This is a genomic window from Hyunsoonleella pacifica (genome assembly GCF_004310335.1).
Lineage (GTDB): Bacteria > Bacteroidota > Bacteroidia > Flavobacteriales > Flavobacteriaceae > Jejuia > Jejuia pacifica.
In genome coordinates this window covers 545,911-566,082 of the sequence record NZ_SIRS01000004.1, presented here as the reverse complement: position 1 = coordinate 566,082, position 20,172 = coordinate 545,911, and the positions used below count along the sequence as shown (strand labels likewise).

The 20,172-nt window shown below is 32.6% G+C and carries 16 protein-coding genes; 7 read left to right on the top strand and 9 right to left on the bottom strand.

Translation table 11 applies throughout. The features are described from left to right. Positions 1–3: 3 nt before the first annotated feature. Genes EYD46_RS11850 through EYD46_RS11840 form a run of 3 tightly spaced genes read right to left on the bottom strand, consistent with a single transcriptional unit; the run spans position 4 to position 3,494 of the window. Positions 4–768, bottom strand: coding sequence for an MbnP family protein (locus tag EYD46_RS11850; RefSeq protein ID WP_130937357.1), 765 nt, complete (start codon positions 766–768; stop codon positions 4–6). A gap of 5 nt (positions 769–773) precedes the next feature. Then, the gene (locus EYD46_RS11845) at positions 774–2,120 is read right to left on the bottom strand and encodes a hypothetical protein (RefSeq protein WP_130937356.1); all 1,347 of its coding nucleotides are present in this window, start codon (positions 2,118–2,120) and stop codon (positions 774–776) included. 15 nt (positions 2,121–2,135) lie between these two features. Then, positions 2,136–3,494: a choice-of-anchor B family protein gene (locus EYD46_RS11840; protein ID WP_130937355.1), complete on the bottom strand. Its 1,359-nt coding sequence runs from the start codon at positions 3,492–3,494 to the stop codon at positions 2,136–2,138. Between the two features lie 155 nt (positions 3,495–3,649). Here EYD46_RS11840 and thiL point away from each other — a divergent pair, with 155 nt between their 5' ends. Further along, positions 3,650–4,696, top strand: a complete 1,047-nt coding sequence (thiL, locus tag EYD46_RS11835) for a thiamine-phosphate kinase (RefSeq protein WP_130937354.1) — start codon at positions 3,650–3,652, stop codon at positions 4,694–4,696. Here thiL and EYD46_RS11830 read toward each other — a convergent pair. The 3 genes from EYD46_RS11830 to EYD46_RS11820 form a co-directional block, all read right to left on the bottom strand. Next, positions 4,686–4,937 carry a hypothetical protein gene (locus tag EYD46_RS11830; protein WP_130937353.1) on the bottom strand — a complete coding sequence of 84 codons (252 nt, stop codon included), beginning with the start codon at positions 4,935–4,937 and terminating at the stop codon, positions 4,686–4,688. The genes thiL and EYD46_RS11830 overlap by 11 nt on opposite strands. 75 nt (positions 4,938–5,012) lie before the next feature. Next, positions 5,013–5,279, bottom strand: a complete 267-nt coding sequence (locus tag EYD46_RS11825; protein ID WP_130937352.1) for a hypothetical protein — start codon at positions 5,277–5,279, stop codon at positions 5,013–5,015. A 75-nt stretch (positions 5,280–5,354) separates the two neighbouring features. Then, entirely contained in the window at positions 5,355–6,128 is a 774-nt protein-coding gene (locus tag EYD46_RS11820; RefSeq protein WP_130937351.1) for an alpha/beta fold hydrolase, read from the bottom strand. 35 nt (positions 6,129–6,163) lie between these two features. On the opposite strand from EYD46_RS11820, the gene brnQ reads away from it, so the two are divergent. Next, on the top strand, positions 6,164–7,465 hold the full coding sequence (brnQ, locus tag EYD46_RS11815) for a branched-chain amino acid transport system II carrier protein (protein ID WP_130937350.1): 1,302 nt from the start codon (positions 6,164–6,166) through the stop codon (positions 7,463–7,465). Here the strand turns inward: brnQ and EYD46_RS11810 are convergent. Further along, positions 7,446–8,102: a hypothetical protein gene (locus EYD46_RS11810; protein WP_130937349.1), complete on the bottom strand. Its 657-nt coding sequence runs from the start codon at positions 8,100–8,102 to the stop codon at positions 7,446–7,448. The two genes, brnQ and EYD46_RS11810, sit on opposite strands and share 20 nt — an antisense overlap. Positions 8,103–8,203: 101 nt before the next feature. Here EYD46_RS11810 and EYD46_RS11805 point away from each other — a divergent pair, with 101 nt between their 5' ends. Continuing rightward, complete coding sequence (locus EYD46_RS11805; RefSeq protein ID WP_130937348.1) at positions 8,204–9,526, top strand: aspartate kinase; 1,323 nt, start codon at positions 8,204–8,206, stop codon at positions 9,524–9,526. Positions 9,527–9,576: 50 nt separating this feature from the next. Here EYD46_RS11805 and EYD46_RS11800 read toward each other — a convergent pair whose 3' ends face one another. After that, positions 9,577–10,869 (bottom strand): aminopeptidase P family protein, encoded by a 1,293-nt coding sequence (locus tag EYD46_RS11800; protein ID WP_130937347.1) that lies wholly within the window; start codon positions 10,867–10,869, stop codon positions 9,577–9,579. Between the two features lie 103 nt (positions 10,870–10,972). Between EYD46_RS11800 and EYD46_RS11795 the strand changes: the two genes are divergently transcribed. From EYD46_RS11795 to EYD46_RS11780, 4 genes are all read left to right on the top strand, one after another. After that, a complete protein-coding gene (locus tag EYD46_RS11795; RefSeq protein WP_130937346.1) occupies positions 10,973–12,835 on the top strand; it encodes a T9SS type A sorting domain-containing protein in 1,863 nt (620 codons plus the stop codon). Positions 12,836–13,055: 220 nt separating this feature from the next. Beyond that, entirely contained in the window at positions 13,056–13,733 is a 678-nt protein-coding gene (locus EYD46_RS11790; RefSeq protein WP_130937345.1) for a succinate dehydrogenase cytochrome b subunit, read from the top strand. A 13-nt stretch (positions 13,734–13,746) separates the two neighbouring features. After that, a complete protein-coding gene (locus EYD46_RS11785; RefSeq protein ID WP_130937344.1) occupies positions 13,747–15,759 on the top strand; it encodes a fumarate reductase/succinate dehydrogenase flavoprotein subunit in 2,013 nt (670 codons plus the stop codon). Between the two features lie 22 nt (positions 15,760–15,781). Next, on the top strand, positions 15,782–16,522 hold the full coding sequence (locus tag EYD46_RS11780) for a succinate dehydrogenase/fumarate reductase iron-sulfur subunit (protein ID WP_130937404.1): 741 nt from the start codon (positions 15,782–15,784) through the stop codon (positions 16,520–16,522). Positions 16,523–16,587: 65 nt separating this feature from the next. Here the strand turns inward: EYD46_RS11780 and EYD46_RS11775 are convergent, their stop codons facing one another. After that, positions 16,588–20,010: a hypothetical protein gene (locus EYD46_RS11775; RefSeq protein WP_130937343.1), complete on the bottom strand. Its 3,423-nt coding sequence runs from the start codon at positions 20,008–20,010 to the stop codon at positions 16,588–16,590. Positions 20,011–20,172: the final 162 nt, after the last annotated feature.

Sequence of the window (20,172 nt, the reverse complement as noted above, 5' to 3'; positions counted from 1 at the left end):
AATTTAATCTACCGAAGTTAATTTAAATACATTTTGGCCATTTTCAAACATTGAAATTTGTGCATCAAAATTTGGCATAAGAGCACTATTAAGTTGATTTAAATTCCATTTGTTTGGGGTTTTAAACCATTCGGCAACATTCATATCAATATTTATAGTTGTGTTATTTGAGATTTCTATATCACCTAAATTAATATCGAAGAATGTATCTTGAAAAACAGGGGTGTTTCCTGTGATATCAACTGCTCTTATAGCATGATATGCATAACCTGTTTCAGAGCTAGTATTATCTATAAATTTACCTTCTAATTGCATGTAATGGTATCCTCCACCAAGCATTTCTGGTACATTCCAAGACGCTGAATTTAAGTCTTGGTAGTTGTTGTAATTATCTTCATTATTAAAACCAAAGGTAAATTTTACATTTTTATAACTTCCAGAGGGTATAGCATTTTGTAATTCATACCTTAAACTTGAGTTGTTTGTTAGATCAACTAAATTATATGCGTTTAAATTTAACTCTTCTCCAGAATTTCCAACAAATGTAATTCCAGATATGAGATAACGTAGTTTAGAAATGCTTAAATTCTCGCCATTAGCATTAATAAACTTTATAGTATTGAAATCTGTATTACTAATAGTAGTGTCATCCCATGAATGGGTAAAGTTAAAAACAATGCTTGTACTCGCCATTGTTTCGCTATTAGTATCGTCGCATGATAAAAATAATATGATGAGTAATATAATTGTTGCACTAAATCTTTTCATGGTAATTATTCTTTTATTTTAAAAATAAGGAGGTCTGAAAAACCTTTATTTGCTGAAATATCTATATCTGAACTGCTGGATTCTCCAACAATAATTATAGATCCATCATTCAATTCAGTAGCGTCAAAAGCCAAATCTATATTGGAGCCTCCAATAGTTTTTTGCCATTCTAAATTTCCTGCACTGTTGAGTTTTATAACTAATGCATCATTTTGTCCATTGTTATTTGTAAGGTCTATGTTTGAACTCCTTGAGTTTCCTGATATTACAAAGCCTCCATCTGATGTTTTTGAAATAGATTGTGCTGCATCAAAATTGGTGCCTCCAAAAGATTTATTCCAAATTAAGTCCCCGTTTGGTGTAATTTTGATAACAAAAATATCAGCAGCACCATTATTCTCAGATATATCTTGGTTGTTACTTCTCGTATCTCCAGCGATAACTAAATTTCCATTGTTAGATAATATGATGCCCCAGGCTTCATCAATTTCAGAGCCTCCAAAGGATTTTTCCCAAAGTAAATTACCGTTTTCGGAAATATTTACTATCCAAAAATCATAAGCGCCTTTGTTGTTTTTTATGTCTACATCATCACTATCTGATGAGCCAACAATTATATAATTATTATTAGGAGTTTGAATTACATCATAGGGTGTATCTGTAAAAGTGCCTCCAAAAAATTTGCTCCATTCTTTCTGTCCGTTAGCATTAAGTTTTATTACCCAATAATCGCCTCCAGCATGAAGGGTACCATTTGATTTGCTATTGCCTTGACCATTAGAAGCAGATACATCTAAAACTCCAGTAATTAAATAGCCATTGTCATTTGTTTTTGTTAAAGCATAGCCTATATCTGCTCCTAAAAAACCATAAGATTTTTGCCAAGATATGTTACCAGATGTATTGAGTTTACAGATCCAAAAATCATTAGCTCCAGCATTTTCACTAAGATCGCCATCTGCACTCTTGCTATATCCTAAAACCGCATAGCCTCCATCTTGTGTTTGAATGATATCTTGACCTCTATCATCTCCCGTTCCTCCATAGGTTTTTTGCCATTGTAATGTGTCATCTTTATCGAATTTTAAAAGCCAAAAATCAAAAGATTGATTTGTTTTGTTGTCAATATCTCCATCATTACTTTGTGTATACCCTAAAATTGCATAGCCACCATCTATAGTTTCAGTAACAGATTGTGCGCTTTCATTTAGACTGCCACCAATTGTTTTTACAAAACTTGTGTTTTTTAAAATTATGGGTTTTGTGCTAGTATCATCATTATTTGAACAGTTAAATAAAAATATGATAACTAGTAAAAACGAATAATATTGATGTGGGCTTTTAATTTTCATTCTTAAGTAGAAGAATTAGTTACTTTTTCTAACTACAAAAAGCCCTCTGTTGATATCGCTGATTACAATGTTTCCGCTTTCAAAGTAAGGGTATACATTCCAAGCACCGTCAAATGCGGTGGCATTGTCTTCAGGAAATGTATCAAAGTATCCAATTTCAGTATATGTCTTATTTTCAATATTGCTAATATCTAACACACGTAAACCAGCTCTGTAACTAGCTTGAAAATAGAGATTATCTTTGATGTAACCATTGTGGTCTATTGATGCATTGGATGCTAGATAATCAAAATGATACAATGGGTTGTCTAAATCAGAGAAGTCAAAAGTGATAATTCTAGTATTGTTTCCTATTCTAATTTCATCAAGTTCATCTCCTAAAATAAAATATCTCATGTCTTCCGTAAACCATCCTTGGTGCGCATATCTTACATTAGGATAGGATATTGTTGAAATTTTTACTGGATTACTTTTGTCGGTCACATCTACTAAAACCACTTCGTTTTCATTACTACCAATTAAAATTTCTCTTCCTGTGTAATCCGTATCGGGTCCATTGTAGGTTACAACTTGGGCATCATGTGAATAGCCACCTTCAGCAAAACCACCTTCAATAACTGGAGATTTAGGGTTTTGTATATTTATAAAGATAGGACCGCCAGCATATACGGAATTTCTATTTCCGCCAACGGTATAGGCGTAACCACTATCCTCGTTTATAACCACATTATGAGCTCGTCCAATTTCTTCAAGACGAGCATCGGGAATAAATATTTCAGGCGGATTGTTTACATTTCTTAGTCGAGTTAAATCAAATACTTGTAATCCATGACTGTCTTCTCCTGTATTATTATCAGCAACTATAAACGCATGATTTTGGTATACCTTTACATCTCTCCAAGGACTGGATGTTGTTGCAGTAGGTATATTTCCTAAATAAATAGGGTTTTCTACATCTGAAATATCTACGAAAGCCGTATTTCTATCTGTAGCAATAAGTGCATATTCTTTTCCTGAGTTAGGATCCGTCCATCCCCAAGAATCATTTGCTTCTGCAGCACCAAATGTTTCTACAGGCATGTTGATTAGCAAATCATAGCCACTACATGGAAATATTCCAGCAAAACCACCTTTGCATTCTATAAGAGAGTTTGTTAAAGACGAGTTACAAGTGTCTCCAATACCATCATTGTTACTGTCTTCCTGATTTGGGTTTGGAGTATTTATACAGTTATCAATATTATCTAAAATTCCGTCATTATCTGTGTCTAATGTAAATATACGCTCTACAGGTTCAATATTACAAGAATAAATTGTTATTGAACTAATAAAAGCAAATAGGAGAACTTTTATTGTTTTTTTTAAATTAGACATAAGGAGAGTTTTTTTCTTTTTCAATAGCTTAAATAAAACGTAGAATATATATGTAATATTGCAGTGTCTTATCTCAAGTTACACAAATTTAACGTATTAAAATTAAATGGTTTATTACGGAAGTTAAATTAAAAAGCCTTCTTATTTTTGCAGTTATGATAGAAGATAAAAATCAACAACGAACAGATCTAGGGAATCTTGGCGAATTTGGCCTCATTGAGCACCTTACCAAAAACTTTAACATAAACCAAAAATCTACTATTAGAGGTATTGGAGATGACGCGGCTGTATTGGATTTTAAAGATAAGCAAGTGGTGCTAACAACTGATTTGTTAGTTGAGGGTGTGCATTTTGATTTAAGTTATGCGCCGCTAAAGCATTTAGGGTATAAGTCGGTAATGGTAAATTTATCTGATGTTTATGCTATGAATGCAAAAGCAACACAAATTACAGTTTCCATTGCTGTGTCTAATAGATTTCCTCTAGAAGCTTTGGAAGAGTTATATGAAGGAATTCAAACAGCAGCAAAAATTTATGGTGTAGATGTTGTTGGTGGAGATACAACTTCTTCATCTACAGGGTTGCTGATTTCTATCACAGCATTAGGAGAGGTTACAAAAAATGAGGTTGTTTACAGGAAGGGAGCGATGCCTAACGATTTACTGGTAGTTTCTGGGGATTTAGGGGGTGCTTATATGGGCTTACAAGTGCTAGAAAGAGAAAAGGAAGTGTATAAAGTGAATCCTACTAATCAACCTGATTTGAGTATGTATACTTATATGATTGAGCGTCAATTAAAACCAGAAGCTAGAAAGGATATAGTAAAATTGCTTAAAGATTTAGATGTTAAACCAACTTCACTGATAGACATAAGTGATGGTTTGTCCTCTGAAATACTTCATATATGTAAGCAAAGTAAAGTGGGGTGTGACTTATATGAAAGTAAAATTCCTTTAGATCCCCAAGTGATTTCTGCTTGTGAAGAGTTTAAAATTGATAGTACAACGGTTGCTTTAAATGGAGGAGAGGATTATGAATTATTGATGACTATAAGTCAAAAAGATTATCCTAAAATTAAAGCCAATCCAAATTTAACAGTGATTGGTTTTATAACTGAGGAATCGGCTGGTAAACACTTGGTAACGAGAGCCGATACTAAAATAGAATTAAAAGCGCAGGGTTGGAAGAGTTTTAATGACTAAAAAGGAGAAGTCCTTTATTAGGTTGTTTAGTTTTTAATCGTATTCTGTTTTTCTTTTGGTGTATACGTTCTAAAACGTCATTAATTTCTTTAAATTTAGGCGTAAGCTCAGTAAGATTTCCTTTGCCATTTGTTGTAAGTTGCTTGTTGCAATTTTGACAGGTGTATTCTTTTACATGATAGGTTACATGTCTAGATATTTTGTAGTTGTGTCCAAATACTTTACAATGTATATTCTTCATGTTGTTCGCATATTAATAATTTATTAGAGAGAGGTGTGAATTTATTAAAAACGAAACAAAAATGTTAATAAAGAGTTAATAAATCGATGAAGCGAATGTTTTTTTCTTTGAACGATTCATTCTAGATTGATGTATGCGTTCCAAAATGGCATTTATTTCTTTAAACTTAGGAGTAAGTTCAACTAAATTTCCATTACTACTTGTGGTTAATTGTTTTTTGCAATGAGTGCAAGTATATTCTTTTACGTGGCGGGTTACTTGTTTTGTAACTTGATAATCATGACCAAAAATACTACAGTATATTTTGGGTACGAAAGTATTTCTAGTACTTTTATCTTGCATAGGTTAAGTTTTAAAAGTTGATTAAGAGGACTTAAAGTTATAAAACAAATACAATATAATCGACATAAAGCTTAATTATTCGATGAAATGCAAAATATTTTGTAGTAATTCTTCTTTATTTTCGATAAAACTCATATGGCCATCTGGAAATTCAACAACTGTAACTTCAGTGTTTTTAGTTTGATTAATTAAAATTTTATAATCCAAGATAGGGTCTCTTTTACCTATTATCATCTGTTTTTTATAAGCTATATTTAACAAAAGATGGGTTCTATCTTTTCTAATTTTCATACCTTCCAAAGCAGCTATGATACCTTGTAATGGGGTTTTTAAAGCTTCTTTTTTTAAATGTTCAATTTCATCTGAAAAAATTGATCTGTTTTTTGATGTGAATAAATTAGGAATTGCAATTTGTATAAATGTTTTATGATTTTTTTTTACTGCAAGAATAGCCCTATCTCTATTTTGTTTTTTTTCGATACTGTCCGCTTCAGCTGTAGAATTAATGAGAGTTAAAGCTTTAATCTTATTTGGGTTGTTTTCAGCAAAAGCTAATGCAACATAACCACCCATGGAGTGTCCAAAAATTGAACATTTTGTTATTTTAAGGTGGTTTAGAACAGCTTCTATGGTTTCAGCTATAAGTTCCATAGAATGTATGTATCCTAAGCATCCCGTTTTACCATGTCCGAGTAAGTCAATACAAATAACTCTATTCTTTTTTGATAAAGCAGGAATAAAAGGTTTCCAAATACTATTGTTTTCTAAAAAACCATGTAGAAATACAAGAGTCTCTCCTTTTCCTGCATCAGTATAAAAAATAGATGTTTCTTTATATTGTAAAACCATAATTAATTTATCTTGAGCAAAGATAAAATCATCACATGAAAAAAACTAAGGCATTATTAGTAACTAGCTTTGCATTGTTCTCACTGTTTTTTGGAGCTGGAAATTTATTGCTTCCACCATTTTTAGGATATAATGCTGGGGATAATTGGTTTTGGGTAAGTGTTGGGTTTATACTTACAGCAGTATGCGTCCCTATTTTGGGCATATATACGCATTCAAAACTACAGGGTACTTTATATGATTTTGGAAAAAAAGTATCTCCAAAGTTTAGTCTTTTATATTGTGTTATTATTTATTTAATAGCTATATCAATACCTTCTCCTAGAACAGCTGCTGCAACTTTTGAAATTGCAATAGCTCCTTACTTTAGTATTGATTCTTTATTAATGAGCATAGTTTACTTTTTATTGGTTTTAGTTTTTGTGTTAAATCGTTCAAAAATTTTAACCTTAATAGGTAGATATTTAACACCTATTATAGTCTTAGCGCTTTTGTGTGTTATTATAATTAGCTTGTTTAAATCAACTTCAGAAACAAATACATCATCATATAATTTTTCTCTATTAAGTGGTATTTTAGAAGGGTATCAAACTTTTGATGCTATTGGTTCAGTGGTTGTGGGCGCTGTAATTGTTATCTCTATAAATACCAAGTTCGATTATAGCTTTGAAGAAAAGAAAAAGTTAATTAAACATTCAGGAATAATAGCGGGTTTTGGTTTATTTTTAATTTATTTGGGTTTGATTAGTACAGGAGCCTTCTTTGGTTCTGATACTAATTTCAATACAGCTTTAAGTACTGATATGCAGAGAGCTAATTTACTTAGAGGAATAAGCACGTCTGCACTAGGTAATTTAGGAAATTCTATTTTAAGTATTTTAATTGCCTTAGCATGTTTTACTACTGCAGTTGGTATAGTTACTGGAACTGCCGACTATGTTAAAGGATTGTTTAGAAACTCACATAGGGCATATGTAATAACTGCAGTACTATCATCTGCTATAGGTGTTATTGTTGGGCAGCTAGATTTTAATTCTATTGTGATTATTGCTATCCCTTTTTTATTACTTGTTTACCCAATAACAATTGTTTTGATTTTGCTAAATGTGATTCCAGAAAAATTTGCTTCTGTTATGGTGTTTCGCTTGGTGGTATTAGCAACTTTAATTTTTAGTATTCCTGATGTTGTTGGTTTTATATTTCCGTCTCAGATGTTAAAAACTATTATAGCATACATTCCTTTTGCAGAATATAGTTTTGGATGGGTGTTACCAGCTTTATTGGCTTTTCTAATTTGTAATATTTATTTAAAAAAAGTTAAGATTTCACTTTCTTAATCGCTGAAAAAGCTTTGTCTACAAATTCATCTTCAACTAAAATAGTAAACTCATTTGTAGTAGATAGTACCTCATATAAAACAACACCTTCCCAAGCTAATCTCTTAAAAAAGTGATAATATAAACCTGCAATTTTAGAATTATCCTGCGGTAAGTTAATGCTAATGGCTGATAGGTTTTCTTGAATAACAATAAAGTACTCGTTTTTTAGATGCTCTTTTACGAAGTCGTTCAAACTGCTAGAAACAACTATATTGCTTTCATGGATGCCTCGTGTAAAAGTGTAAAATAGTTTATCTTCTTGATTAATACGATTTAATATTTTTGCATGATTATCAATCAATGTAGATGAATTTTTAACCGTAAAATCTGTGAGGTTAGAGCGTACTGTGATGTCTCCCAAATTTTGAATAACACGCTTCATTTTTATAGTATTACCCAAAGTAGGAGGAGGATTGTAGCGTCTCAACGCCATCATTATAGCGCCAGGTTTCACATCTTTTTTGAGCATTTTACTTATAGGTTCTGTAAGTTCTACAGCCAGAGCACTAAAATTAATTATATTCCTAGCTAAAGCTTCTTCTAAGTAAGGTTGAGTTATTAAAATGTCTTCAACACAATTTGAAACAGTTTTCATGTTAAATATTTAACAATTTGTGCAAAAATAAACTTTTTTTTATATTAATATCTAAATTCTTCGTTTGAATTTTACATTTGCACTGTAAAATTATATACAATATGAAAGTTTTAAAATTTGGAGGCACTTCTGTAGGTTCTGTTGAGAATATAACAAACGTTAAAAATATTATCAACGATGGGAATAAGAAGATTGTAGTGCTTTCTGCAATGTCAGGTACAACAAATAGTTTAGTTGATATTGCAAACGATATAAAGGTTTTAAATAATGATAAAGCTTTAAAAGATATTAATGCACTTCATGAGAAATATGTACCAGTGATTGATGCACTTTTATCTGATAAATCGTTAAATGATGTAACCAAAACGTATATTTCTGAACGTTTTAATTTTTTAGTTGAGTGCACATATAAGCCATTTTCTAAAGTTATGGAAAATGAAATTTTGGCTCAAGGCGAGTTAATGTCAACCTTCATATTTAATTCATTTTTACAGCAAGAAGGCATAAATTCTAGTTTATTGTCGGCATTAGACTTTATGAAGATTGATGCGTATAAAGAACCTTCATTTAATTACATAAAAGAAAATTTAAATACTGTATTAAATAGCGCTAATAACTCTGAAATATACATTACTCAAGGTTTTATTTGTTTAGATAATAATGGAGAGATTTCAAATTTGCAGCGTGGAGGAAGCGATTACACTGCAACAATTATAGGAGCTGCTATAAAAGCAGAAGAAGTACAAATTTGGACCGATATTGATGGTATGCATAATAATGACCCTAGGTTTGTAGAAGGGACAAAACCCATTTCCGATTTGTCATTTGATGAAGCTGCTGAATTAGCTTATTTTGGAGCTAAAATTTTGCATCCACAAACAGTATTGCCTGTAAGAGAAGATGGAATTCCTGTGAGTTTAAAAAATACAATGGAGCCTTCAGCAAAAGGTACTTCTATAACAGGTAATCATTTTGAAACTGGTATAAAAGCCATTGCAGCAAAGGATAATATTACTGCTATTAAAATAAAATCGGGACGTATGCTGCAAGCACATGGGTTCTTAAAAAAAGTATTTGAAATTTTTGAAACGTATGAAACATCAATAGATATGATTACTACTTCAGAAGTAGCCGTATCATTAACAATTGATGACGATAGAAACTTAGAACAAATTATTTCAGAATTAGAAAGCTTTGCAAGTATAGAAATAGATAGAAATCAGAGTATCATTTGTTTGGTTGGACATGCGATAGTTGACCATGAAGGTACTCACAAGCTATTTAAAATCCTTAAAGATGTAAGAATAAGAATGATATCTTACGGTGGAAGTCGAAATAATATTTCTTTGCTTGTTGATACTGAAAACAAGATAAAAACGCTTCAAAAACTTAATAGTTATTTATTTGAATTAGTCACTCTTTAATAATACAAGTGTTTTTGAATTAAGGGTTGCTCAATTTGAGCGACCTTTTTTTATGCATTCATTAAGCTTTCAATCTCTTCAACTTCAATAGGTATATTTTTCATTAAATTTAATGGGGAGCCAGTTTCTTGAATAACAACATCATCTTCTAACCGAACACCAAACCGTTCTTCTGGAATATAAATTCCAGGCTCAACTGTAAAAACCATATTAGGGACCATCGGATCCGTTAAAATACCATAATCGTGTGTGTCTAGTCCCATGTGGTGACTTGTACCATGCATAAAATACTTTTTGTAAGCAGGCCACTCAGGGTCTTCATTTTGCACATCAGCTTTATCTAGAAGTCCTAAATTTAATAATTCTGAAGTCATCAGTTTGCCAACTTCTACATGGTAATCAGCCCAAAGAGTTCCAGGAACTAACATTTTAGTAGCTTCATTTTTCACTCTTAATACCGTATTGTAAACAGCTTTTTGCCTTTCGTTAAAACGACCAGAAACTGGAATTGTTCTTGTCATATCACTGGCATAATTGGCATATTCAGCACCAACATCCATTAAAATTAGATCTCCAGATTTACATTCTTGGTTATTTTCAATGTAATGTAGTACGTTGGCGTTATTTCCGGAGGCAATTATTGGTGTGTAAGCAAAACCTTTTGAACGATTTCTAATAAATTCATGAATATATTCTGCTTCAATTTCGTATTCCATTACTCCCGGTTTTACAAAGTTTAGAACACGTTTAAATCCTTTTTCTGTGATGTTGCACGCTTTCTGAATTAAATCAATCTCTACATCTTCTTTCACAGAGCGTAAACGTTGTAAAATAGGATTGCTTTTTGCAGCTGAATGTGCTGGGTATTTTGCTTTCAACCACTTTGTAAATCGATCTTCACGAGTTTCTAATTCAACTGAAGCACGATAATGCTCGTTTGTATTAATATATACAGTATCACATTGCGTCATTATTTCAAACATAACTTTTTCCATATCCTGTAGCCAGTATACGGTTTTGATACCGCTAGTTTCAAAAGCCTTTTCTTTGGTCAATTTTTCACCTTCCCAAACAGCTATATGCTCATTGGTTTCTCTTAAAAAGAGAATTTCTCTGTGTTTTTCTTTTGGACAATCAGGAAATATAACTAGAATACTTTCTTCTTGATCAACCCCACTTAGATAAAAAATATCTCTATGTTGTTGAAACGGCATAGTGCTATCGGCACTTATGGGGTAAATATCATTTGAATTAAAAACAGCCAAGCTATTTGCTTTCATTTTTGTAGAAAATTTCTTTCTATTTCGAATAAAAATATTGTTATTTATCGATGAATATTTCATTTTGTCGATTTTTTGTTTCAAATTTCATTGTAAAAATAACTATTATTTCGTTATATTTGAATCTTCCCTCAACCAATTAAATGAATATTTAAACCTAAAACCGATGAAAAAAAATACGTTTATAAGCTATTTTTGTTTGCTGCTTTTATGCTTAACAGGGAGCACCCTTTTGAATGGCCAAGCATTGATGGAAAAAGTTCCTTTAAAAACTCAAATTGAAAATTCTAATTTGGTCGTAGAAGGAAAAGTTATTGCGAAAAAGTCTACTTGGGATGACGATCGCAAACTTATTTATACAATAAATACTGTTGAGGTATATAAAGTCTTTAAAGGAAATGCATTGTCTACTATTGATGTGGTCACATTAGGGGGATCAGTTGGTTTAGATGCTTTAATTGTAAACCCTAGTTTAAAATTAAGAAAAGGAAATGTGGGGGTTTTCATATTAGAGCATGATAATACTTCTTTTTCTAAGACAGCAAGCTCAAAAAACAAAAAATTTAAACCTTCTGAATTATCTCAAAGCTTTTACAAATATAACTTGAATGATAACTTGGTATCTAACCAATCTGAAATAAAACAAAACATAACCAAAGATTTTTATAACGAAATTCAACAATACACAAAATCTGATTTTATAGCACTAAAAACTTTTGATGCTGCCTCAAAGTCTTCAAAAACTGCCTCGGGAAAAGTGTTTTTACCACCTGGAGCAATCTCTTTAGATAAAACAACTGTTAGTGGAGGAACTAAGGATCAACTCACTATTACTGGTACTGACTTTGGGAGTACTCAAGGTAAAGTTCAATTTAGAGATGCTGATGATGGGGGAGCTTCCTTTATTGATGCATTAGACTCACAAATTATAAGTTGGAGCGATACTCAAATTGTGGTTGAGGTGCCTTCTGGTGCTGGAACTGGATCGATAAGGGTAGAGGATGATTTAGGAGGTTTGTCTCCACTTTCTTCAATACTCACTGTATCGTATTCAGAAATAAATGTAGAAACAGATCCTGATGATGATACCGGCGGTGGGGGTACAAATGGTCCTATACCTTTTACAGCATACCAGGTACAACATGTAGATGAAAATGCTAGTGGAGGTATGACTTGGGCTATGCAAACCGATTTTTTTAATGATACTGAGGTTCCAGGTGCTAAAGCAGCTTTTATGAGAGCTTTTGATAATTGGGTCTGTGAAACAGGAATTAATTATGAAGTGAATTCTACTGCTACAGCAATAGATACAGCAGGTTCTTCAACGGATGGAACTAATGTTATTAGATTTGATAACGGTAGTGAATTAAGCTCAGGTACATTAGGGATTTGTTACTCGTGGTATGCAGGCTGTTTTAACTTATCTGGAGGTATAGATTGGTATGTTTCTGAGTTAGATTTGGTTTTTAATGATACTACAAATTGGTATACAGGAACAGGAACACCAGGAGTTAGTCAAATTGATTTTGAGAGTGTAGCATTACATGAGTTAGGACATAGTCATCAATTAGCCCACATAATTAACCCCGATAATAATGCTGTGGGAAATAATGCTGAAGACGTAATGCATTTTTCGTTTAGTAATGGAGAATTTCAAAGATTAATTACGGTAAATAATAGTACAGCAGCTAATGGAATACAAGACAGAAGTACTAATAATGCTGTTTGTGGTCAAGATTTGATGATTGATGCCTCTTGTCCTTTAAGTGTAGATGAGACAGTATTTGAGGAAAGTATTAGTATCTATCCAAATCCTGCTAGTTCTCAACTTTTTATAAGGAATGCATCTAATAAGTTACTTAGAAGTGCAACACTTTTTGATTTGAGTGGTAGGCACATTGTAAATTATGATATTTCTGAATCACCTAAAGTAAAAACTATAGATGTTACAAATATCTCAACGGGCGTGTATTTTATAAGAATAGCTACAGATACCGCTTCTATAACTCAAAAACTAGTTATAGAATAAATAGTTAAAAACAAAAAACAATATATAGGCGTTTCATCATATTGAAACGCCTTTTTTATTATTAATATTCTAGTAAGCTGTATAGAGGGGTACTTAGTTTTTGCTAAAAACTAAGTATTATTACTTAAAATCGTTCTAAATAACAAAAACATGACATTTGTTATTTGTCTAAGAATGTGTCTGTAATTACCTTTGCAATTCTAAAATATATAGTTTAACAATGGGTGGATTTTTTAAATCTTCGATTGGAAGAAAAGTAGCCATGGCGCTATCAGCGTTCTTCCTTATGTTTTTTTTGCTGCAACATTTAGCAATTAATTTATTATCACTAATAAGTCCTGATGCTTTTAATGAAGTTTCTCATTTTATGGGAACAAATCCTTTAGTGCAATTTGCGTTACAACCAGTGCTAATTTTTGCAGTTGTTTTTCACTTTGTTATGGGATTTATCTTAGAGTTGAAGAATAAAAAAGCTAACGGTGTATCTTATGCAAAGAATAATGGCGGTGCTAATTCTAGTTGGGTAAGTAGAAATATGATTTATAGTGGATTGGTAGTTTTAGCCTTTATCATTCTACATTTTATCGATTTTTGGATTCCTGAAATTAATACAAAATATATTGTAGGAGATATGTCTGGTTTGCACAATGGGGAGTACAGATATTTTCATGAACTAGTAGAGAAGTTTCATAGCCCACTTAGAGTTGGTGCTTATGTAATTTCTTTTGTGCTTTTAGGCTTGCATTTAGCGCATGGGTTTACATCAGCGTTCCAATCTGTTGGTTCTTCAGCAGGTCGTAAAAAAACATTACAAACTATAGGTAAGGCATATTCAATAATAGTTCCGTTAGGTTTTGTTATTATAGCGCTTTATCATCATCTTAATCCTCACCATTAATCTTAATATAATTATGGCTTTAAATTCAAAAGTACCTAAAGGTCCAATTAAAGATAAATGGACAGATTATAAAAATAAAATCAATCTAGTAAATCCAGCCAACAAACGTCATATAGATATCATCGTTGTTGGTACAGGTTTGGCAGGAGGTTCTGCAGCCGCTACGTTAGCGGAATTGGGATATAATGTTAAAGCTTTTGCTTATCAAGATTCCCCACGTCGTGCACATTCCATTGCTGCTCAAGGTGGTATTAATGCAGCAAAGAACTACCAAGGAGATGGAGATTCTACATACAGACTGTTTTACGATACTGTTAAAGGAGGGGATTATCGCTCTAGAGAAGCAAACGTATACCGTTTAGCTGAAGTTTCAGCAAATATTATAGATCAATGTGTGGCACAAGGCGTGCCTTTTGCACGTGATTATGGTGGGTTGTTAGACAACCGTTCTTTTGGTGGTGTATTAGTTTCAAGAACCTTTTATGCTAAAGGACAAACAGGTCAGCAATTATTGTTAGGCGCCTATTCTGCGATGAATCGTCAAATTGCACGTGGTAAGATTGAGATGTTTAATCGTCACGAAATGCTAGACGTTGTAATTGTAGATGGAAAAGCAAGAGGTATTATTGCACGTAATTTAGTAACTGGTGAGATTGAGCGTCACTCAGCACATGCGGTTGTTGTAGGTTCTGGTGGTTATGGTAATGTATATTTCTTATCCACAAATGCGATGGGTAGTAATGTTACAGCAGCGTGGAAAATTCACAAAAAAGGAGCATATTTTGCTAACCCATGTTATACACAAATCCATCCAACATGTATTCCACGTTCAGGAGATTATCAATCTAAGTTAACATTGATGTCTGAATCTTTACGTAATGATGGACGTATTTGGGTACCTAAAAATATGGATGATGTTATCGCTATAAGAGAAGGTAAAAAGAAACCAACAGACTTATCAGAAGAAGAAAGAGATTATTATCTAGAGCGTCGTTACCCAGCTTTTGGAAACTTAGTGCCTCGTGATGTGGCATCAAGAGCAGCCAAGGAACGTTGCGATGCTGGTTACGGTGTAAACGCCACAGGAGAAGCGGTATATTTAGATTTTGCGGCAGCTATTGAGCGTTATGGTAGAGAGCAAGCTAAAATACAAGGTATTGATAACCCGTCGAAGGATAAAGTCATAGCACTTGGTGAGAAAATAGTAGAAGCTAAATATGGTAACTTATTTCAGATGTATGAGAAGATTGTAGATCAGAATCCATACAAAACACCTATGATGATTTACCCTGCAGTGCACTACACTATGGGAGGTGTTTGGGTAGATTATAATTTAATGACTACCGTTCCTGGATTGTACTGTATTGGTGAAGCAAATTTCTCTGATCATGGTGCAAACAGACTTGGAGCTTCTGCTTTAATGCAAGGTTTAGCAGATGGTTATTTTGTATTGCCTTACACTATCGGAGATTATCTATCAGATGATATTAGAACAGGTGAAATTCCAACAGATACTAAGGAATTTGATGAAGCTGAAAAAGAAGTAAAAAGTAGAATAGATTTCTTTGTAAATAATAACGGGACCAAATCGGTAGATTATTTCCATAAGAAACTAGGTAAGATAATGTGGGATAAATGTGGAATGTCTCGTAACGAAAAAGGCTTAAAAGAAGCTATGGCTGAAATAAAAGCCATTCGTGAAGAATTCTGGAAAGAAGTATCAGTTCCAGGTGGTGCAAACGAAATGAATCCAGAATTAGAGAAAGCAGGTCGTGTTGCTGATTTCTTAGAATTGGGCGAGTTGTTTGCAAAAGATGCGTTAACAAGAGAGGAATCTTGTGGTGGACATTTTAGAGAAGAATCTGCTGAAGAATCAGGGCCACAAAAAGGAGAAGCTAAACGTAATGATAAAGATTTTGCTTTTGTTTCTGCTTGGGAATATAAAGGAGAACCAGCTGATGCGGTTTTACATAAAGAAGAATTAGAATTCAAAGACATTGAACTAAAACAAAGGTCTTATAAATAAGAAAGTTATGTCAGGAAAAGGAATGAATTTAACATTAAAGATTTGGCGTCAAAAAGATGCAACATCTAAAGGTAAGATGGAAAGTTACAACGTAACTGATATTTCAGAGCACATGTCTTTTTTGGAAATGATGGATGTTTTGAATGAGCAATTAATTGCTAATGGAGATGAACCCGTTGCTTTCGATCATGATTGTCGTGAAGGTATTTGTGGCATGTGTTCTATGTATATTAATGGAGAAGCTCATGGACCAGATAGGGGTATTACAACATGTCAGTTACACATGAGAATGTTTAACGATGGAGATACTATTACTATAGAACCATTTAGAGCAGCTGCGTTTCCTGTAATTAAGGATTTAGTTGTAGATAGAAGTGCCTTTGATAGAATTCAACACGCAGGGGGGTATATTTCGGTAAATACTTCGGGAAATACTCAAGATGCTAATGCGCTTCCAATTTCTAAGCATGCAGCAGATGAGGCTATGGATGCTGCAACTTGTATTGGTTGTGGTGCATGTGTGGCTACTTGTAAAAACTCTAGTGCGATGTTATTTGTAGGCGCTAAAGTATCACAATATGCATTATTACCTCAAGGGCAAGTTGAAGCAGCTGATCGTGTAAAAAATATGGTCGCACAAATGGATTTAGAAGGTTTTGGTAACTGTACTAATACTGGTGCTTGTGAGGTTGAATGTCCTAAAGGAATTTCGTTAGACAATATTGCTAGAATGAATAGGGAGCTAATGAAGGCGTCTGTTTAAATAAATACTTCAAAATAAGTATATAAAGAGGCTCATGGATGATTTCCATGGGTCTTTTTTAGTTATTAAAAATAAGCCTTCAATTGAATATTCCCTGTATGGATAGTTCGGCTAGTTTCGGTTTTCCTGCCAAAGTAACTCAAATTTAAATCTAAAAACTTGGTTAATTTCTTTTGCGCTAATAGTGTCCAAGTAAAGTTGTTTCCCGGCTGTAAACCTTCCAGCATTTGAAATGCTACAGGTGTGTTTGGATTACCCGTATAGTTGTTAGAAAAATAATTAACTTCTCCGTTTATAGCACCTTTTTCATTTTTTGATAGATTGAAGCCTAAACCAAACTTCTGTTGTTTTAGGTTTTCTAAATTTCCAATAGTGTTGTCTTTTACAGTATATTGATAAAACACATCAAAACGACTATTTTCATTAAATAGGTATGATAGTTTAGGATTGAGTAGGGCTTCATCAAATTTAAAATTTTTGCTTGTGAAGTTTTCGCTGGAACTCTCATTTGAACCTATTACAGATTGAAGTGTTATTAACCAATTTTCTTTTATCTTATGATTAAAATTTAATTGATGGCTTCTTAGGTTATTTTCTAAAAGCCCAACTGAGAGGGTATTGCTAGATTTATTTGAAAGATACGTGTATGAGGTTGTATAGTTTTGCTTACCTCGATTAAAGAATAATACATTTCTAAAATTAAGTTGCAAACCCAATTGATTGTCCGCATCACTTTTGAAAGGGTTTAAGTTAAAATTATTCCCATTTCTTTGAATTTTTCTATCAATTAAATAACTAGTTTGATTATAAAAATGAGACCAAAATTTTTGAGATTTTTTTTCTGAAATACGCCATTGAGATGGATTTATGGTTAGTGTTTGGCTAAACCTGTTTTGATGTGTCTTGATAAATACACGGTTTGGTAATAGCACACGTATATAAGAGCCTTGATCTTGAAATTGAGCAATCTCAAATTCCTCTAATTCTTGAATGCCATTGTTGTTATAATCTATCCAAGTATATGTGCCTTGTCCAGGTTCAACTTCAACATAAGTAAAATCTTGTTGGGGTAGCGTTCCAGAATTGGTTTCAAAAACTGTATTACTTTGTATAATATTTTTAAACAGTTTTTGGTTGTATTGTAATCTTGAGTTTAAAGAGTTTTCATCTTGTATAGTATTGTCTTCATGATTTAAAGTTCTGTAGTTAGCATAAAGAGATAGATTTGTGTTTTTATTTTGAATAATTTTTGAATCTATATAGAACGTGTTAGATGTATTTACCTTTTGTAATTGATTGTTTCTAATACTATCATTTACTCTCTTTTTGTAACCTATTTGTGCAAATATTTTTGTGCTATCTCCAACGCCTAAAAAGCCTTCATAAGATGTGAATTTTTGACTTAAGGGTGTTAAAGTTTCAGTAGCGATTTGAGTTTGCACATTGTTTTCAATAGAAAATTTTGCACCTGTCCAACTTTTTTTCATCCCATAACTAATAACATTATGAGATCGTAAAAAGGATGATTTGTTTATGCTAGATTCTGCATCTAAAACGCTAGTTTTAGAACTAATTCTAAGATTTTTCAAAAATAAATCTGCATTTATAATATGTCGGTTTCCACTAAATCCTTTGGTAAAATCTAAATATTCAAATTCATAATTGATACGTCCTTTTTTGTAATGGTAAAGATTTATACCTGAATTTAAAAAGGTTTGACTTCCAAGATCTCTTACGCGTTGATTGCCTCTAGGCTGTTCTAGGTTCCAATCTCTGTTAAATTCGGCATTGTATAAAATTTCAATACTTCTAAAGTTATCTTGAATATAATCAGCATTTACATAGGCATCTATATTCCATAGACTATCTTTTTTGATGAGGTTTTGTGCTACATTAATTTTTCCGGCAAAACCGTCGTTGTTATCATCATCTAAACTTGAAAATAAATTCAAATCGTTTTTACTACCTGCAAGTTCAAAAGCAACTGAGGTGTGTTCTGAAGGTGTGTAGTTTCCATTAACAACTGCCATCTGTAATTTTACAGGCGCAATAAGCTGCACAATTGGCGCATAATTGCCTTGCATTTCTCCAACATATTCATAAATATTATTTATGGCATTGGTGTTAGATAGCTCATAGTCGCCTTGATTTGGCCCCACAAGCGTAAATGACACCCTGAACAATTCATCATTTGGATCGTTGGAGAATACAAAAATTTCATTCGCTCCGACCAGCTCTTTTCTATATAGAATTCTATTTTCGCTGAAAGATTCTTCAATTTCTGATGGCGCAATCATTTGCGTTCTATCGTCTCCAGCATTTGATAAAATTTGTACTTGACTCTCTGATAAGTTTTGTTGTAAGGGTTGATTTTTAGCATCATTTTCAGAGTATACAGAAACACCTATTTTTAGTTTTTCACTACTGTAATTTCCACCACCATAAGCCACCAAACGAGAATAGTTTCGATCGCTAAATTGATAATCTACTGTAACTCTCATTTCAGAAGTTATAGGGAAAGTAGTATTGAAAATAATCTCTCCTGCGTTATAATCTATGATGTAATCTTTGTCCTCACCACGCTCTGCAACCACACCATTTACATAAACTGTTTCGCTACCTGAAACAATGAGTACAAATAACTCACCATTTTGACCCTGTAATTTGTAGGGACCTTGGTTGCCTTCTTGAGCAATAAATTGACTTGTGGTAAATTGACCGCGAACCAAAGCCCCAGCAGCAAACACGTTGGTTTGAGAAGTATTACCACCTAAATTAGCATTAATGGATAACCCTTGTACGCGTTTAGAAAAAGCACCAAAAAATGAATTATTATTTTGCAAATCAATATCACCTGCCCGAATGTTCCAATTGTCACTAAATAATTCTATAAATACTTGGTCAAATTCATCTAAACGTTGACTATAACCGCTTTCTTGTAGCGGAATATTTGCGTCTTGAATAGATGCTCTTAGTGAAACTTTATCATTTAATTTACCAGTTATTTGTAGATCTAATTCACTATTAAGTACTGAGTTTTGATTGTTCCCAACAGTTACACCTCTAGAAATACTACCTGATGTGGTTAACCCATTAAAAGGCACAAAGTTTCTTGAAGTATTAGGCTGAGAGAGTTGGTAGAGTTTTTCTGTGGCATCATTATTTTTTACAATAATGCTTTCGTCCAATTGCTTATAAGTTTTAGTGAGAAATTCAGGGAATTTTAAATAATTGATGGTTATAGAATCTGTGTTAATGGGCTTTTTAAATATAAGTTTTGCAGTAGAAAAGTCAATTTTATAAAAAGAAGAATCTATAATATTATCATCTTTTGGTTTAATAGAGAACCAACTAGAATTTATACTTACGCTATCTACAAAAATCGTATCACGAATAGCTACTTTTTTAGTTTTGTATTTGGGGTTTTGGTTTTGGGAAAAACTACCAAAACTTACTAGCACAAACATAAATAGCAGGACATACTTCATTAGGTATTTAAACTAAGATTAGCTTAAAATATTTTGTTAATAGAATTCGTTAAAACTCCTTTGATTAAATATAGCGTAAAAGTAAGGTATTATTTATTTTAGCTGAAATAGCAAAAGTGTTTGTAACAAATTTTGTGTTTAATTAAATTTATTTGGGTTTCT

Bases quoted from the DNA above. Each gene is read 5' to 3' on its own strand.
- EYD46_RS11830 (WP_130937353.1), bottom strand. From the start codon at position 4,937: ATGAAGAATATACATTGTAAAGTATTTGGACACAACTACAAAATATCT.
- EYD46_RS11825 (WP_130937352.1), bottom strand. From the start codon at position 5,279: ATGCAAGATAAAAGTACTAGAAATACTTTCGTACCCAAAATATACTGT.
- EYD46_RS11785 (WP_130937344.1), top strand. From the start codon at position 13,747: ATGGCTTTAAATTCAAAAGTACCTAAAGGTCCAATTAAAGATAAATGG.
- EYD46_RS11820 (WP_130937351.1), bottom strand. From the start codon at position 6,128: ATGGTTTTACAATATAAAGAAACATCTATTTTTTATACTGATGCAGGA.
- EYD46_RS11775 (WP_130937343.1), bottom strand. From the start codon at position 20,010: ATGAAGTATGTCCTGCTATTTATGTTTGTGCTAGTAAGTTTTGGTAGT.
- EYD46_RS11810 (WP_130937349.1), bottom strand. From the start codon at position 8,102: ATGAAAACTGTTTCAAATTGTGTTGAAGACATTTTAATAACTCAACCT.
- thiL (WP_130937354.1), top strand. From the start codon at position 3,650: ATGATAGAAGATAAAAATCAACAACGAACAGATCTAGGGAATCTTGGC.
- EYD46_RS11800 (WP_130937347.1), bottom strand. From the start codon at position 10,869: ATGAAATATTCATCGATAAATAACAATATTTTTATTCGAAATAGAAAG.
- EYD46_RS11845 (WP_130937356.1), bottom strand. From the start codon at position 2,120: ATGAAAATTAAAAGCCCACATCAATATTATTCGTTTTTACTAGTTATC.
- EYD46_RS11850 (WP_130937357.1), bottom strand. From the start codon at position 768: ATGAAAAGATTTAGTGCAACAATTATATTACTCATCATATTATTTTTA.
- EYD46_RS11805 (WP_130937348.1), top strand. From the start codon at position 8,204: ATGAAAGTTTTAAAATTTGGAGGCACTTCTGTAGGTTCTGTTGAGAAT.
- EYD46_RS11780 (WP_130937404.1), top strand. From the start codon at position 15,782: ATGAATTTAACATTAAAGATTTGGCGTCAAAAAGATGCAACATCTAAA.
- EYD46_RS11795 (WP_130937346.1), top strand. From the start codon at position 10,973: ATGAAAAAAAATACGTTTATAAGCTATTTTTGTTTGCTGCTTTTATGC.
- brnQ (WP_130937350.1), top strand. From the start codon at position 6,164: ATGAAAAAAACTAAGGCATTATTAGTAACTAGCTTTGCATTGTTCTCA.
- EYD46_RS11840 (WP_130937355.1), bottom strand. From the start codon at position 3,494: ATGTCTAATTTAAAAAAAACAATAAAAGTTCTCCTATTTGCTTTTATT.
- EYD46_RS11790 (WP_130937345.1), top strand. From the start codon at position 13,056: ATGGGTGGATTTTTTAAATCTTCGATTGGAAGAAAAGTAGCCATGGCG.